Below are 15,707 nucleotides of genomic sequence, written 5' to 3'. Positions count from 1 at the left end.
ATTTTCTCTCGGCACAGGTCTTGCCAACCGCCCTTTTGCAACGATTTCTTCACTTCTTCTACCCCATGCGACGCTGTTTTCGATATAATGCTGGTGACAGTTATTTTTGACAGACAAGGAGGCGTACCCGGATGGCAGAACGCCCATTTTTTTCGTTTCATTTTCACAAGCAATCCCACACGCCGATTTATGTGCAGCTAGCCGACCAACTGAAAACGGCTATTCTACGCGGGGCCTTTCTTGTAGACGGACAACAATTGATCTCGCTGCGGGACATGAAAACCGTCAGCGGCTGTTCGCTGGAAACCGTAAAAAAAGCGTACGATCATCTCGCGCTGGAAGGCTGGCTGGAAGCCGTACACGGCAAAGGCTACTACCTGACGACGCTGGCAAAGGAAGCGCGTCTGGAAAGCCGCCTGCCTTTGACCGACATCCCGATTGCCTCGCTGGCTGACTCCTCGCCCCGTCCTGGCGAAGAGCTGGTCAAGCGGCTGCGCGGCGCTTTTTACGAGAGCCTGACTGTTCTGGATGAACCTTCCGCGCAAAAAAAAGTCAGACGGACACAGGCCGCCAAAGTATTCGCCGATCACCTGCATCGACGCGGCTTGCCGCATTCGCCTGAGCGCGTGCTGCTGTTCAACCGCAGCACCAGCGGCTTCGCCTTTCTCGCTCAGCGCGTCATGAATCCTCGCGATGTTGTTTACGTGGAAGAATACAGCTACCCCGTCTTTTTGCGCCTGCTCAGCCAGTGTGGAATCACTGTCCGCCCGATCCGCCTGGACGAAGAAGGGGTCAGCATCGAAGCGCTCGATACCGAACAGGAGCACTACCCGGCCAACTGGCTGCTAATCAATCCGCACTACCACTTCCCGACAGGCATCAGCTACTCGCTGAAGCGCAAGGAAGAGCTGCTCGCCTGGGCCGAACGCCACAGCGTGCGCATCGTGGAAAACGACCATTACGGCGACCTCTGGTTCGAGGAGCCGAGCAAGCCGCTCTACGAGATGGCTTTGCAGCAAAAAAGCCGTGTCGAAGTGTACTACCTGCACTCGCTGTCGAAAACGTTGGCCCGCGATCTGCAGCTAGGCGTGCTGATGCTGCCTTCCGATTTTACCGAAGAGGAGCTGGAGCGCTACCGCCAGATTGTCTCGATGACAGGCGCAGAGCCATCCTTGCTGGTCGTCGAAGCTGCGGTGCGGCTGCTCGACGATCCGTGGTTTTCCGAGGTGTATTTGGCAGACCGCCGCACCTTGTTCCAATCCCGTTTTTTGCGGCTGTGGAAGGAAAAGCAACAGGCTCTTCCCGCCCACGCCCGCATGTATCCGATCACGGGCGGGCTCAATACGTGGATCGAGTGGGGCACACCGACAGCCAACGCGACCGAACTGGAAGAACGGGTCGTCACCATCCTGCGCGAAGAAGGGCTGGAGCTGACCTGCGGCCATGCGTTCCGCGTCGCCGACGAGCCTGCCGACACGAAGCGGCGTCCCGCTGTGCGCTTCCCACTCGCCCCGATGGAGGAACGGGAGTTGAAGCATTGGCTGCATCGCTTGGGAGCTGCGCTCTTGCGGTAATATTTTCGGGAAACAGACAATACGCCCGTATGCCACGTGAAAGTAGCGGGCGTATTTTCGCTCGGTAAAATGGGACCGCCACCAGCCACCATCGGCTGAACGCGCAAAGACCCTGCCACTGTCCATCTGGACGCTGCGGCAGGGTCTTTTTTGCGTTTTTTACTTAGGCTGCCATTGTTTGGACAGCTCGTCGCGCACAAGTTGGCCCATTTCTACTGTGCCAATCGCTTTACTCGGATCTGCTGCAATATCACCTGTGCGGTGTCCCGCTTCGAGGACGGACCAGACGGCGTTTTCTACTGCTGCGGCAGCTTCATCCATGTCGAGCGAGAGGCGGAGCATCATCGCAACCGAGAGGATGGTTGCGAGCGGATTGGCAATGCCTTTTCCAGCGATGTCAGGAGCGGAGCCGTGTACCGGTTCGTACAGTCCGAAGCTTCCCGCTGCCAGACTTGCCGAGGCAAGCATGCCGATGGAGCCTGTCAGCATGGCGGCCTGGTCGCTCAAAATGTCGCCGAACATGTTTTCCGTCACGATGACGTCAAACTGCTTCGGAGCGCGCACCAGTTGCATCGCGCACGAGTCGACCAGTTGGTGGGACAACTCGACATCCGGATAGTCGGCGGCTACCCGCTCTGCTACCTTGCGCCAGAGGCGAGAGCTTTCCAGCACGTTCGCCTTGTCGACCGATACGAGACGCTTCTTGCGTTTGCGAGCGATCTCAAAGCCTACGCGAATAATCCGCTCGATTTCTGCTTCATTGTAAATGCACAGGTCTTCGGCTACTTCGCCGTTTGGACCGTCGTAGCGCTTTTTCTCCCCGAAGTAAATGCCTCCGGTCAGCTCGCGCACTACGATCAAATCTACGCCGGAAACCACTTCCGGCTTGAGCGTGGAAGCTTCGACGAGCGAGCTGTGCATCGTCGCCGGGCGGATGTTGGCAAACAGCCCAAGCTCCTTGCGAATCCCCAAAAGACCTGTCTCCGGGCGAAGATGCCCCGGATTTTGATCCCACTTCGGCCCGCCGACTGCACCAAGCAGCACCGCGTCGGCTTGCTTTGCCAGTTTGACGGTTGCCTCCGGCAGCGGAGTTCCGTCTGTGTCGATGGCGATTCCGCCGATCCGGCCTTCCTCGCACGTAAAGGTGACGCCTTCGCGTTCTCCGACAAGCTGAAGAACTTTGACTGCTTCCTGCATGATCTCCGGTCCGATACCGTCACCAGGAAGAACAGCGATGCGATAGTTTTTCTTCATTGTTTATCCCGCTTTTCTTTACTGTAATGGTTTTCGTTCCTTATCGGTTCCTTTTTTCCTATCCAATATGACTTGACGCTAGTTTACGGCGACTGGCACGGATTCCCCGCGACGCTCCAAAATTTTGTTGACGGCGCGCACATAGGCAATCGCGCTCGCTTCCAGCACGTCTGTGCTGACACCGCGACCCGTAACGTTCAGCTCACCTTGCTGCAGGCGGACGAACACTTCGCCAAGCGCGTCCTGTCCGTGCGTGACCGAGAGAATTTTGTAGTCGATCAAGGTTACTTCTTCCCCTGTCGCGCGGTCAATCGCCTTGTAGATCGCATCGACAGAACCGTTACCAATCGCTGCTTCCTCGACGACTGAGCCGTCAGCGCGCTTCAACCGGACGCTTGCTGTCGGCACGGAAATGTTGCCGTAGGCGAGCTGCACCGATTCGAGCTGGAACGCTTCTGCGCCGCGAACCATTTTGGTATCGATCAGGGCAAGAATGTCGTCGTCCGTAATTTCTTTTTTCTTGTCGCACAGTGCCTTGAATGCGGCAAAGGCTGTGTTGACTTCGTCCTGGTCGAGGTGGTAGCCCAGTTCCACCAGCTTTTCCTTGAACGCGTGGCGGCCAGAGTGCTTGCCGAGAACCAGTTTGTTCGACTTGAAGCCGACCGATTCCGGACGAATGATTTCGTAGGTGGTGACTTCCTTCAAGACGCCATCCTGGTGAATACCGGATTCGTGGGCAAAAGCGTTTGCGCCTACAATCGCTTTGTTGCCCGGCACGATCATCCCTGTCAAGCGGCTCACGAGCTGGCTGGTCCGCGCGATTTCTTTCAGATTCAGCCTCGTTGTCGCCTGGTAGTAGTCTTTGCGTGTCTCCAGGGCGAGCGCCACTTCTTCCAGCGCGGCGTTGCCTGCGCGTTCGCCGATCCCGTTGATGGTGCCCTCTACCTGTGTAGCTCCGGCTTCCACCGCAGCCAGGCTGTTCGCCACGGCCATGCCCAGGTCATCGTGGCAATGACAGCTCAGGCGGATGCCTTCTGTCTCTGGCACGCGCTTTTTCAGTTCGCGGAAAATGTTGCCGTACTGGTACGGCGTCATGTAGCCGACCGTGTCCGGAATGTTCACGGTTGTCGCCCCTGCCTTGATGACCGCTGCCACTACCTCTGCCAAAAAGTCGATCTCTGTCCGTGCCGCATCCTCTGCGGAAAACTGTACTTCCGTGAAGTATTTTTTCGCATAGGTAACTGCCTCCACCGCCCGAGCAAGGACTTGCTCCTTGCTCATGTTCAGTTTGTACTGGCGATGGATGGGAGACGTAGCAAGAAAGACGTGGAGGGATGCGTTTTGCGCGTTGCGCAGCGCTTCGTACGCCTTATCCATGTCGTCTTTGACGGCACGCGCGAGACTTACGATGGTGGAGTTTTTCACCCGCTTCGCCACTTCGGCCACAGACTTTTGGTCGCCTGGGGAAGCTGCTGCAAAGCCAGCCTCGATTCTGTTTACACCCAACTTTTCCAGTTGAAGGGCGATCTCCACCTTTTCGTTCGTGCTGATGTTGACGCCCGGAGACTGCTCCCCATCGCGTAATGTCGTATCAAAAATCTCAATGGTCCGCATGAACTTGTCACCTCCACTATTTTCCCTACATTATATATGTCACGATCCGTCGGTCTTTATTGACCGATTTTCGCTTCTTCTTTTTTCGTTTCCTTGTTCAGCCAGGACATCATGCCGCGCAGTTGTTTTCCGACTACCTCGATGCCGTGTTCAGCTTCCAGTCGGCGGCGGGAAGTAAAGGCTGGGCGGTTTGCCTGGTTTTCCAGGATCCAGTTGCGAGCGAATGTACCGTCCTGGATTTCAGCCAGCACTTTTTTCATTTCTTTGCGCGTTTCCTCGGTGATGATGCGGCGGCCTGTGCTGTAGTCACCGTACTCAGCCGTGTCGCTGATGGAGTAGCGCATGCGAGCCAGACCGCCTTCGTACATGAGGTCAACGATCAGCTTCAGTTCGTGCAAGCACTCGAAGTAGGCGATCTCTGGCGCGTATCCTGCTTCCACGAGCGTATCGAAGCCTGCTTTTACCAGTTCGCTTGCTCCGCCGCACAATACCGCTTGCTCCCCGAACAGGTCTGTTTCTGTCTCTTCGCGGAAGGTCGTTTCGATTACACCTGCTTTTGTGCAGCCGATTCCGCTGGAGTAAGCGAGGGCGAGGTCTTTCGCTTTGCCGGTCGCATCCTGGTAGACTGCGATCAGACCAGGTACGCCAAAGCCTTCCTGATAGACGCGGCGAACGAGGTGGCCAGGGCTTTTTGGAGCGGACATGATAACGTCTACGTCAGCCGGCGGCACGATTTGTCCGTAATGGATGTTGAAACCGTGGGAGAAGCAGAGCGCTGCGCCGGATTTCAGGTTTGGTGCGATCTCGTCACGGTAAACTTGCGCCTGGCGCTCGTCTGGCATGAGGATTTGCACGACATCCGCACGTTTGGTTGCTTCTGCTACCGTCAGCACTTCAAAGCCGTCTTTTGCCGCTGCGTCCCAAGACTTCCCTGGACGCAGACCGACTACTACTTTATAGCCGCTGTCGCGCAGGTTTTGTGCTTGCGCATGGCCTTGGCTACCGTAGCCGATGATCGCGATTGTTTTCCCGCGCAGTACCTCTTTGTTTACGTCTGCTTCATAGTACATTTTTACCATTTGTATAGCCTCCTTAAAATTATGTTCAGTTTGAATTTCTATTCTGAATTTTGCAATTTAAACCGTTGCTGCGGCTGTTGCTGGAACAATACTGCGCGCCATCGCTACTGATCCCGTTCTCGTCAGTTCGAGAACTCCATAGCTTTGCAAAAGAACAAGCAGCGCGTCGATTTTTTCGGTATCACCCGTCACTTGCACGATCAGCGAGGTAGGACCCACATCGACGATCGCGGCGCGGAACGGCTCGACAATCCCGTTCAGCTCGGCCAGTTGGCTCGGTGTGGCGCTCACCTTGATTAGCGCCAGCTCCCGGGAAACGTACGGGTTTTCGCTGAGATTCGTCACCGAGATGACATCGATCAGCTTTTGCAGTTGCTTCATGAGCTGTTGAATCTGGCGGTCGTCCGCTCCGGTGGTAATAATCATTCGGGACAGCCCTTGCTCCTCTGTTCCTCCCACCGTGATGCTGTCGATGTTGAAGCCGCGTTGCCCGAACAAGGTCGCAACTCGGGTCAGTACGCCGGGGTGATCGTTGACGAGTACGGCAAGTGTATGTGTTTGCATCCTAATCGTCCCCCAATTGCATCTGATCTAATGTGTCGCCTGATGCTACCATCGGATACACGTTTTCTTCCTGCGCTACACGGAAGTCTACCACGACTGGTCCATCATGGCGCAGCGCTTCGGCCCAAACGGCTGCTGCCTCTTGCGGAGTGGTGGCCCGCAAGCCTTTGACGCCGTAAGCTTCCGCCAGCTTGACGAAATCCGGGCTGCACGTCAGGTCGATCTGGCTGTAGCGATTGTCGTAGAACAGCTCCTGCCACTGGCGAACCATGCCCAGGCACTGGTTGTTCAGAATCGCGACCTTCACCGGAATGTTGTACTGGGAGACGATCGCCAGCTCCTGGTTCGTCATCTGGAAGCCGCCGTCGCCTACAACTGCGATGACCGTGCGATCCGGGTGTCCGATCTGTGCGCCAATTGCTGCCGGGAAGCCGAAGCCCATCGTGCCGAGACCGCCGGAAGAGATGAAAGAGCGCGGGTGCTTGAACTTGTAGTATTGCGCTGTCCACATCTGATGCTGCCCGACGTCTGTTACGACGATCGCCTCCCCGTTCGTGGAGCTGTACAAAAGCTCAATCACCGCTTGCGGCTTCAGTACGTTACCGTCTTTTTTGTACTTGTACGGATACTGTACCTGCCATTCCTTGAGCTGTTTGATCCACGCCTCGGAGTCGCATTTGCGGACAATCGAAAGCGCTTTGGCCAGCGTGCTTTTCACATCGCCCGCTACGGTTACGGCTGTCTCGACGTTTTTCCCCAGCTCGGCAGGGTCGATGTCGACGTGGACGATGCGTGCTTTCGGAGCAAACTCTTTGGTGCGTCCCATCGTGATCCGGTCATCGAAACGCGCGCCGAGGCCGATGACACAGTCCGCATTGAGCAGCGCCTGGTTGGCTGTGTAGCTGCCGTGCATGCCCGACATGGCGAGCGCCAATTCGTGCGTGCCGGGGAACCCGCCCAGCCCCATAAAGGTGTTGATAACCGGGATGCGCGCCTTCTCTGCAAAAGCGAGCAGCTCTTTTTCGGCATGGGAGGCGATGATGCCGCCGCCTGCCAGGATAACCGGACGCTTCGCTTCGCCAATCGCGTCAACAAATGCCTGCACCTCTTCGTCTGTCGGAACGAGCGTGGCGCGATAGCCGCGAATTTCGACCTTGTCCGGGTAGGTGAACGGCGCCTTCGCATTGGCCACATCTTTTGGAATGTCGATGAGGACCGGACCCGGACGGCCTGTGGTCGCGATGTAGAACGCTTCCTTCACGATGCGCGGCAATTCGCGGACATCGCGAACGAAGTAGCTGTGCTTCGTGATCGGGATGGTGATTCCCGTAATGTTCGCTTCCTGGAACGCGTCGGTTCCGATCAGCGACTGGGCTACGTTTCCGGTGATACAAACCAGTGGAACGGAGTCCATCTGGGCTGTTGCAATCCCGGTAACGAGGTTGGTCGCTCCCGGACCGGAAGTGGCGATACATACGCCCGGTTTGCCAGTGGCGCGAGCGTATCCGTCTGCTGCGTGGATCGCACCCTGTTCATGGCGCGTCAGAATGTGCTTGAAGTAGCTCCCGTACAAGGAATCGTAGATCGGGAGAACAGCTCCGCCGGGGTAGCCGAAAATGTATTCGACTTCCTCCAGGATCAGACAGCGCAGAAGCGCTTCTGCTCCAGTCACTTCCTCTCCGAACTGAATCGGTGGAATGCCGCTTTTTTTCTGCAATTCGGCCATTTCTACACTCATTTTCCTCTCCTCCTCCCACTTCTTGAGCAGCTATAAACAAAACCTATGGACACATAGAAAAACCCTTTCGCCCCGACACGGTTCGGTTTCCATGTCTTTTGGGGCGAAAGGGTTCGCGGTACCACCCAACTTCATCAGCGCCTCACGGTCGCCGATCTCAGTCAGTCACAATAAATGGGACTGTAACACGCTAACGGGTGTCAATCGGTTTTCCCTACTTTTTGCACGAGGCAAATTTCAGCAAAACAGCTCAGAGGTGAGCAGTGCTTGCGTACCCTATACCCGCTTCTCAGCAACCAGGGGCTCTCTGTAAAAGGGGAGACGCGCACCATCCTCGTCATAGCCTATTATAACAATATTTTTAATATTGTTGTTGTCAGAAAACTAAAGTGTTACGTCTGATTATAGCTAGGCACTATGGGGGTGTCAACGAAAACAAAAAGATTTCCCCGTACTTTCGTCCGAACGAATGCTCAGTGAAAAATCGCGAAACGGCGCGGTTTTTGAGTGAAAGCGGATACATTTTTTCTTCGGCTTGTCCCCTTTTGCAGACAGGGAAACGGACGGCAAAACCCGCCCTTCCCTTCTTCTGGTGAACCGTTTTACGGATGGTCGCGAAGTCCCTCGATTAAAATTTTTGCCACTTCGGGCCGGGTAAATTCCGGCGGCGGGGTCTGGCCGCTGCGCAAAAGCGCGCGCACTTTTGTCCCGGACAGCGTCAGATGCTCACTGGCAGCGTGCGGGCACGTCTTGGCAGTCGCCATTCCCTGGCAGGCCGTGCAGTAAAAGCTGTGCTCGAAAAACAGCAGTTGAATCCCCAACTCATCCGGCGCGAAGGCGGAAAAGATGCGCTGCGCATCGTACGTCCCGTAATAGTCGCCCACGCCCGCATGATCGCGGCCGACGATGAAATGCGTGCAGCCGTAGTTTTTGCGGACGAGCGCGTGAAACACTGCTTCTCTCGGCCCCGCGTAGCGCATGGCCGCCGGGAATGCCGCAAGCAGCACGCGCTCTTTCGGGTAGTAGTTTTCCAGGAGGGCGAGGTAGCTTTTCATCCGCACCTGCGCCGGAATGTCATCGGCCTTCGTCTCTCCCATCAGCGGGTTGAGGAAAAGCCCGTCGACGATTTCCAGTGCCGCTTTCTGGATGTATTCGTGCGCCCGGTGAACGGGATTGCGCGTCTGGAAGCCGACGACGGTTTTCCAGCCTTTTTGCGCAAAAAGTTCTCTCGTCTCGCGCGGCGTCAAATAATATTCGGCAAAACGTTCGGGCCGCGGCCGCTTGCGTACATGCACGGGCCCGCCTACGTACAGTTCCGGTTTTTCCAGCAGCTTTTTCACGCCCGGATGCGCCCGGTCTTCGGTGCGAAACACTTGTCTGGCTTCCCGCACCTTGTCTGGCCGGTAGAGGCTTTGCACATGGAGGATGGCGTAGTCTTCGCCGTCTTCTCCGCGCAGCCATACCGCATCCCCCGGCTTGAGGTCCGCGTGCTCCGCCGGATCGACTGCGAGCGTCACTGGCAGCGGCCAAACCGTCCCGTCTGCGAGCCGCATCCGCTCCACGACAGAATGGTAGTCGTCCTCCCCGAGAAAGCCTGTCAGCGGAGAGAAAGCGCCAATGGCGAGACAATCGAGGTCAGACAATGTCCACTTATCTACCGTGATCGCTTTTTTGATACCGGCTCGGGATACTGCTTGCGGCTGATTCTCCAGCCGATCAATCAGCGTCCCACCGTGTGGCGAGATCGTTTGCATAACGTGTCCTCCCTTATGTTCCCTTACTTGTGCAGACCGCATTCGGTCTTGTCAAAGCCAGCCCAGCGGCCTGCGCGCGGGTCCTGTCCCGGCTGGACAGGCCTGGTGCAAACACTGCAGCCAATGCTTGGGTAGTTGCGGTCGTGCAAAGGATTGTAGGGGACATCGTTGGCATGTATATATGCCCACACCTGGTCCATCGTCCAGTCTGCGAGCGGATTGAACTTCACCAGCTGGAATTTTTCATCCCACTCCACCTTTTTCGCGTTGGCGCGAGTTGGCGCCTGGTCGCGGCGAATGCCTGTAATCCAGGCGTCGTAGCCGGACAGCACCCGCTTCAAAGGCTCTACCTTGCGAATTTGGCAGCACAGATTCGGGTCTTTTTCCCACAATTTTTCTCCGTGAAGCTTTTCCTGCTCAGCCAGAGTCATCTCGGGCAGCACCTGGATAAATTTCGTTTGGTACCGCTCCTCCAGCTTGTCGCGCGTCTCGTACGTCTCCGGAAAATGTTTGCTCGTATCGAGATAAAAAACAGGGATCGTCGGTGCCAGTTTGTGCAGCATGTCGATCAGCACGACATCCTCGGCACCGAAGCTTGAGGCGAGGACGAGACTGCCCGCGAAGTGTTCGACCGCCAGAACAAGCACATCCTGCGGGGATTTTGCTTCCATCCGGTACGCCCATACTTGCAGTTCTTCGTCCGCCATCCTCTGGCGATTGCTCATCAGCGAAACTCCTTTCCTGCTAGGATTCCCCCACCATCATATGTCTGGAAGCAGCAAGTGGAGATTCGTCCTGCCGACAAAACTGCCGGGACAGCCCCGCAAGAAATGAAAAAAGCGACCAGGTCTGTTGGCCCGATCGCTCTTTTTGGGATGGCTCGCCTCTTATTTTTTGTCAGAGTCACTGTTATCAGCCGGGAAAATAAACGCGCTGCCTGTCGGAATCGTGTTGGGTTTCACCTGGTCTACTTGTTGGGCAGTCGGTGCCCCTGTGATGAAGACAACAGGTGCCACGTAGGCATCATCCTTTTCTTTGGCAAACGCTCCCGGAACGAACAGCGCCGAACAGATCACCGCAGCAGCACCCATCATCATCCACTTTTGTTTTTTCATCTCTACCCTCTCCTATCCATTGTTTTCCATCGACGATTTTTATTGTATGGCAGGAGGCGGTCTTCTCGACACGGGCGGAAGATTGTTTTTGTCTGCGACCTGAGACGGAGCTTTCTCTCGGCCTAACCAAAAAAAGCCGACCTTCCCCAATGGAAAAGATCGGCTTTTGCTTTTTCGCGCAAGAAAGTGATTACGCGTTCAGTTTGCCTTTTGCTACTGCTGCCAGTTCGTTGAACGCAGCTTTGTCGTTCACAGCCAGGTCAGCCAGCATTTTGCGGTTTACTTCGATGCCAGCCACTTTCAGGCCGTGCATCAGACGGCTGTAGGACAGACCGTTCAGGCGAGCTTGCGCGTTGATACGAGTGATCCACAGTTTGCGGAAGTCGCGTTTCTTTTGACGACGGTCACGGTATGCATAGAGCAGGGATTTCATAACCTGCGCATTTGCAGATTTAAACAGGCGATGTTTGGAACCGAAGTATCCTTTCGCCAGCTTCAGGATTTTTTTATGACGACGGCGTGTAACAATGCCACCTTTTACTCTTGGCATACTAAACTCCTCCTGGTCTTTCCAGCATGGCGGCCTGCTTCCAGGCACTTAGGGAGCTCATGCTGCGTAATGTGTTTGATGATGCGGAACCTTACAGGTAAGTGAGCATTTGCTCAATGCGTTTTTGGTCACCTTTGGAAACAAGTGCAGCTTTGCGCAGGTGGCGCTTTTGCTTGGTTGTTTTGTTGGCGAACAAGTGGCTACCAAATGCGCGGTCGCGCTTCAATTGGCCGCTTCCAGTCTTTTTGAAACGTTTTGCAGCAGCCTTGTTGGTTTTCATTTTAGGCATCTGAAAAATCCTCCTGTCTAAACGACTATCTTACTTTTCCGCTTTCGGAGCCAGAATCATGATCATGCTGCGGCCCTCGATCTTCGGTTTACGCTCAGGCGTAGCGAGATCTTCACACTGAGCAGCTACACGTTCCATAACGCCAAGCCCGATTTCGGAGTGGGTGATTTCACGTCCACGGAAACGGATCGTACACTTCACCTTGTGGTGATCCTCCAAGAACTTGCGGACGTTGCGAAGCTTGGTTTGAAAATCGTGTTCTTCGATGTTAGAAGAAAAACGCACTTCTTTCAGCTCGATGATCTTCTGGTTTTTCCGTGCTTCTTTCTCCTTTTTCGCCTGCTCGTACTTGAACTTTCCGTAGTCCATGATACGGCATACAGGCGGTTTGGCTGTCGGAGCAACGTTTACCAGATCCAAATCGGCTTCCTGGGCAATGCGCAACGCTTCCCTGAAGGGTACGACTCCCAATTGGCTCCCGTCAGCGCCGATCAAACGGACTTCACGGGCACGGATCGCTTCGTTAACTAACATTTGATCCTTGCTAATACTTGCCACCTCCGTCAATTTCGAGAAGGAACAAAAATGTGCGAACGCAACTGCGCCCGCACATATCTCACCTAAGCAATTTCAATAGATCCAAGGATCTCCTTGCATAAGAGTTACCTGTCAACAGTCGTGAAGACGTCGACCCAGGTGAGAAGCTGGGCGCCTCTGCTTGTTCTCGAATTATGAAGTGTTTATACACGCAACTTATCATACAAGGTAGAGTTGTCTTTGTCAAGGCTTTATGCTCTTTATCCTCCAATGTGGGACATTTCCACCTTCGGACGCTTTTGCAGTCCCGGCGTTTCGTCCAGCCGTTCCTCCGAATAGCGCTCGTCGCGCTTTTCCCAGATCGCGCGAATCAGCTCCCGGATTTCGTCGTCGCTTCGCCCGCTGCGCAGCGGCTCGCGCAAGTCATGTCCGGCGGAGGCGAACAGGCAGTTGTACATTTTCCCCTCAGCAGACAGCCGCGCGCGCGTGCAGGTAGAACAAAAGGCTTGTGTCACCGACGAGATCAGCCCTATCTCCTGATCGCTTCCCTCGTAGCGGTAGCGCGAAGCGACCTCGCCGAAGTAGTTCGGCTCGACTGGCGCGAGCGGCATTTCTGCGTGGATCAGCCGGACGATTTCGCTGGAAGGCAAGACCTGATCGAGTCTCCAGCCGTTGCTGTTGCCAACATCCATGAACTCGATAAAGCGCAAGGTATGCCCCTGCTCGCGGAAGTAACGGGCCATCGGCAAAATGTCCTGGTCATTGACGCCGCGCTGAACGACCATGTTGATTTTCACTCCGAGTCCCGCCTCTGCCGCCGCGCGAATCCCGTCGAGCACGGCATCCACGGGATAGCCTCTGCCGTTCAACATGCCAAATCGCTCGTTGTCCAGGCTGTCGAGACTGACGGTGACGCGATCCAGTCCGGCTTCCTTCAATGCCTGGGCATGGCGGACGAGCAGCGAGCCATTCGTGGTCATGGCAATATCCTGGACGCTGTCTATTTTCCGGATCATTTGAATGAGTGTTGGCAAATCCCTGCGCATCAGCGGTTCTCCGCCGGTAATCCGGATTTTCCGCACGCCAAGCGACGTAAATATACTGGTCAACCGGGCAATTTCTTCAAACGACAGCAGTTTGTGCTGCGGTAAAAATTCAAAGTCCGATCCAAAAATTTCAGCCGGCATACAGTACCGGCACCGAAAATTGCATCTGTCTGTCACGGAAATGCGCAGATCACGGAGAGGGCGGTTTCGTGTGTCACGTACTTGCAACTGCTCTGGCACTGCTGGTCACTCCCCTTTTCCTGGCTGAGCATGGCATGCTACAAGCGGTGCAGGCTTTTTTACTAGCGTACCACATTCATTAGGGAAATGGCTCGCTTTCCCTGCACTTTTCACCGCTTCGCAACATCGCGAGCAGGTGGAGGGGGAAAAAGGGGAAAGCACCATAATGTAAAAGGGCAGTTTCCCGCCGTTCGAGGGAGAACTGCCCTTTTTTGCGTTACTTCATTTCGTTGATTTCTGCGCGAATTTTTTCCACGAACGCATCAACGGTCATGGAACCTTCATCGCCTACTCCGCGTTTGCGTACAGACAGAGTGCCGTCTGTCACTTCTTTTTCCCCGATGACCAGCATGTACGGGATTTTTTGCACTTGCGCTTCACGGATTTTGTAGCCGATTTTTTCGTTGCGCGCATCCAGCTCTACGCGGATGCCAGCTTGCTGCAGCTTTTCCTTGACTTGCTCGGCGTACGGAATGTGCACCTCGCTGATGTTCATCAGACGTGCCTGGATTGGCGTCAGCCATACAGGGAATGCGCCTGCGTAGTGCTCGATCAGGATGCCGATGAAACGCTCCATGGAGCCGTACATCGCACGGTGCAATACAACCGGACGATGCTTCTCGTTGTCTTGGCCCACGTAAGTCAGATCGAACTTCTCCGGCATCTGGAAGTCGAGCTGGATGGTACCGCATTGGTGACGGCGTTTCAACGCGTCGGTAATCTGGAAGTCGATCTTTGGTCCGTAGAACGCGCCATCGCCTTCCTTGATTTCGTACGGCATCTCCAGCTGCTCCAGCACTTTTTTCAGAGCGCTTTCCGCTGTTTCCCACAGTTCGTCGGAGCCCATGGAATCTTCCGGACGAGTGGAGAGCGCTACGCTGTATTCAAAGCCGAACACTTTGTAGATTTTGTCGATCAGCTTAATCATGTTTTTGATCTCGCTCTCGATCTGGTCAGGACGGACGAATACGTGCGCGTCGTCCTGGCAGAAGGTGCGAACCCGCAGCATGCCGTTCAGCGCACCGGAGTATTCGTGGCGGTGAACCTGGCCGAACTCGGAATAGCGAATCGGCAAGTCGCGGTAGGAATGCATGGTGTTTTTGTAAATGAGCATGTGGCCTGGGCAGTTCATCGGCTTCAAGGCGTAAGTCGCGTTGTCTACCTCAGAGAAGTACATGTTTTCCTTGTAGTGGTCCCAGTGACCGGATTCTTTCCAGAGGCGCTCGTTCATGAGGAACGGAGTGCGCACCTCTGTGTATTGAGCCAGCTGTTGCAGACGGCGGGAGAATTGCTCCAGCTCGTTGCGGACCGTAAATCCGTTTGGCAGGTAGAACGGCATGCCAGGCGCTTCCTCGGAGAACATGAACAGCTCCAGCTCTTTGCCCAGTTTGCGGTGATCGCGCTTTTTCGCCTCTTCGATGAAGTGCAGGTATTCGTCCATATCCGCTTTTTTCGGCCAGGCGGTACCGTAGACGCGCTGCAGCACCTGGTTTTCCGCTTTTCCGCGCCAGTATGCACCTGCCACGCTCATCAGCTTGAACGCTTTGATGTAGCCAGTGGACGGCAGGTGCGGCCCGCGACAGAGGTCGAAAAACTCGCCCTGCTCGTACAGCGTGATCGTCGCATCTGCCGGCAGGTCGCGGATCAACTCCAGCTTCAGATGGTCGTTGAGGTTTTGAAAAATTCTTGTCGCCTCGTCGCGGCTGACAACTCTGCGGCGGATTGGCAGGTCTTCCTTCACGATTTTTTCCATTTCCGCCTCAATCTTGCCAAGGTCCTCCGGAGAGAGAGAAACCGGAATGTCCATATCGTAGTAGAAGCCATCCTCGATCACAGGACCGATGCCGAGTTTGACATCGCTGCCGTACAGGCGTTTTACCGCCTGGGCAAGCAAGTGAGCGGTACTGTGGCGATATACTTCCAGCCCTTCCGGCGAATCGAGCGTCACGATTTCAATGGCTGCGTCATTCTCAAGCGCTGTGTACAGATCCACCACTTTGCCGTCAATTTTGCCAGCTACTGCTTTTTTCTTCAGGCTTGAACTGATGGAGCCTGCGATCTCTTCGATGGTAATCCCAGCTTCGTACTGACGGACAGCTCCATCCGGGAACGTTACGTTAATTTGTGCCACCTTGGATTCTTCCTTTCCATTTGTTGATGATGAGAAAATAAAAAACACCCATCCCAAAAGGGACGAGTGTATTCTCGCGGTACCACCCTAATTCAAGTCTGTTTTGGCAAAAAGGGCCGTGCAAAACTGCCCGAACAGACTCCTCGTTGACATGGTAACGGTATAGAACCGGCAAGCCGTTAGTAAAAGCGTACGCTTCGTTCCCGGCTGCTACTCGAAGGG

14 protein-coding genes and 1 other annotated feature (1 of these 15 only partly in view) are annotated in these 15,707 nt (G+C 55.1%); of the genes, 1 reads left to right on the top strand and 13 read right to left on the bottom strand.

Translation table 11 applies throughout. The features are described 5' to 3' along the window. The first annotated feature begins 131 nt into the window (after window positions 1-131). The gene (locus AAFJ72_RS06565; protein ID WP_432776504.1) at window positions 132-1,574 is read left to right on the top strand and encodes a PLP-dependent aminotransferase family protein; all 1,443 of its coding nucleotides are present in this window, start codon (window positions 132-134) and stop codon (window positions 1,572-1,574) included. Between the two features lie 159 nt (window positions 1,575-1,733). Here the strand turns inward: AAFJ72_RS06565 and leuB are convergent, their stop codons facing one another. The 13 genes from leuB to thrS all read right to left on the bottom strand — a co-directional run bounded on the left by leuB (window position 1,734) and on the right by thrS (window position 15,485). Beyond that, complete coding sequence (gene leuB / locus AAFJ72_RS06560; RefSeq protein WP_432776503.1) at window positions 1,734-2,828, bottom strand: 3-isopropylmalate dehydrogenase; 1,095 nt, start codon at window positions 2,826-2,828, stop codon at window positions 1,734-1,736. Between the two features lie 78 nt (window positions 2,829-2,906). Then, complete coding sequence (locus tag AAFJ72_RS06555) at window positions 2,907-4,442, bottom strand: 2-isopropylmalate synthase (protein WP_432776502.1); 1,536 nt, start codon at window positions 4,440-4,442, stop codon at window positions 2,907-2,909. A gap of 56 nt (window positions 4,443-4,498) precedes the next feature. Then, window positions 4,499-5,521 (bottom strand): ketol-acid reductoisomerase, encoded by a 1,023-nt coding sequence (gene ilvC, locus AAFJ72_RS06550; protein WP_122904924.1) that lies wholly within the window; start codon window positions 5,519-5,521, stop codon window positions 4,499-4,501. A gap of 57 nt (window positions 5,522-5,578) precedes the next feature. Further along, window positions 5,579-6,085, bottom strand: a complete 507-nt coding sequence (gene ilvN, locus AAFJ72_RS06545) for an acetolactate synthase small subunit (protein ID WP_122904923.1) — start codon at window positions 6,083-6,085, stop codon at window positions 5,579-5,581. Window position 6,086: 1 nt separating this feature from the next. Next, window positions 6,087-7,823: a biosynthetic-type acetolactate synthase large subunit gene (gene ilvB / locus AAFJ72_RS06540; protein ID WP_432776501.1), complete on the bottom strand. Its 1,737-nt coding sequence runs from the start codon at window positions 7,821-7,823 to the stop codon at window positions 6,087-6,089. Window positions 7,824-8,425: 602 nt separating this feature from the next. Then, window positions 8,426-9,577: a sulfate adenylyltransferase gene (gene sat / locus AAFJ72_RS06535; RefSeq protein WP_432776500.1), complete on the bottom strand. Its 1,152-nt coding sequence runs from the start codon at window positions 9,575-9,577 to the stop codon at window positions 8,426-8,428. Between the two features lie 23 nt (window positions 9,578-9,600). Beyond that, window positions 9,601-10,302 carry a phosphoadenylyl-sulfate reductase gene (locus AAFJ72_RS06530; RefSeq protein WP_432776499.1) on the bottom strand — a complete coding sequence of 234 codons (702 nt, stop codon included), beginning with the start codon at window positions 10,300-10,302 and terminating at the stop codon, window positions 9,601-9,603. A 162-nt stretch (window positions 10,303-10,464) separates the two neighbouring features. After that, window positions 10,465-10,692 carry a hypothetical protein gene (locus AAFJ72_RS06525; protein ID WP_432776497.1) on the bottom strand — a complete coding sequence of 76 codons (228 nt, stop codon included), beginning with the start codon at window positions 10,690-10,692 and terminating at the stop codon, window positions 10,465-10,467. Between the two features lie 190 nt (window positions 10,693-10,882). Next, a complete protein-coding gene (gene rplT / locus AAFJ72_RS06520; RefSeq protein WP_005829335.1) occupies window positions 10,883-11,242 on the bottom strand; it encodes a 50S ribosomal protein L20 in 360 nt (119 codons plus the stop codon). Between the two features lie 91 nt (window positions 11,243-11,333). Next, window positions 11,334-11,531: a 50S ribosomal protein L35 gene (gene rpmI, locus AAFJ72_RS06515; protein WP_432776496.1), complete on the bottom strand. Its 198-nt coding sequence runs from the start codon at window positions 11,529-11,531 to the stop codon at window positions 11,334-11,336. 30 nt (window positions 11,532-11,561) lie between these two features. Then, complete coding sequence (gene infC, locus AAFJ72_RS06510; protein WP_122904917.1) at window positions 11,562-12,065, bottom strand: translation initiation factor IF-3; 504 nt, start codon at window positions 12,063-12,065, stop codon at window positions 11,562-11,564. Between the two features lie 263 nt (window positions 12,066-12,328). Then, complete coding sequence (gene moaA, locus AAFJ72_RS06505; protein WP_432776495.1) at window positions 12,329-13,354, bottom strand: GTP 3',8-cyclase MoaA; 1,026 nt, start codon at window positions 13,352-13,354, stop codon at window positions 12,329-12,331. A gap of 217 nt (window positions 13,355-13,571) precedes the next feature. Continuing rightward, window positions 13,572-15,485: a threonine--tRNA ligase gene (gene thrS, locus AAFJ72_RS06500; RefSeq protein ID WP_122904915.1), complete on the bottom strand. Its 1,914-nt coding sequence runs from the start codon at window positions 15,483-15,485 to the stop codon at window positions 13,572-13,574. A gap of 55 nt (window positions 15,486-15,540) precedes the next feature. Beyond that, window positions 15,541-15,707, bottom strand: a binding site (T-box leader) (it continues 93 nt past the right edge of the window).

This window comes from Brevibacillus gelatini (genome assembly GCF_050920745.1).
GTDB lineage: Bacteria > Bacillota > Bacilli > Brevibacillales > Brevibacillaceae > Brevibacillus > Brevibacillus gelatini.
Note: the sequence above shows the minus strand (reverse complement) of the source record. Positions and strands in the feature narration are given on the sequence as shown.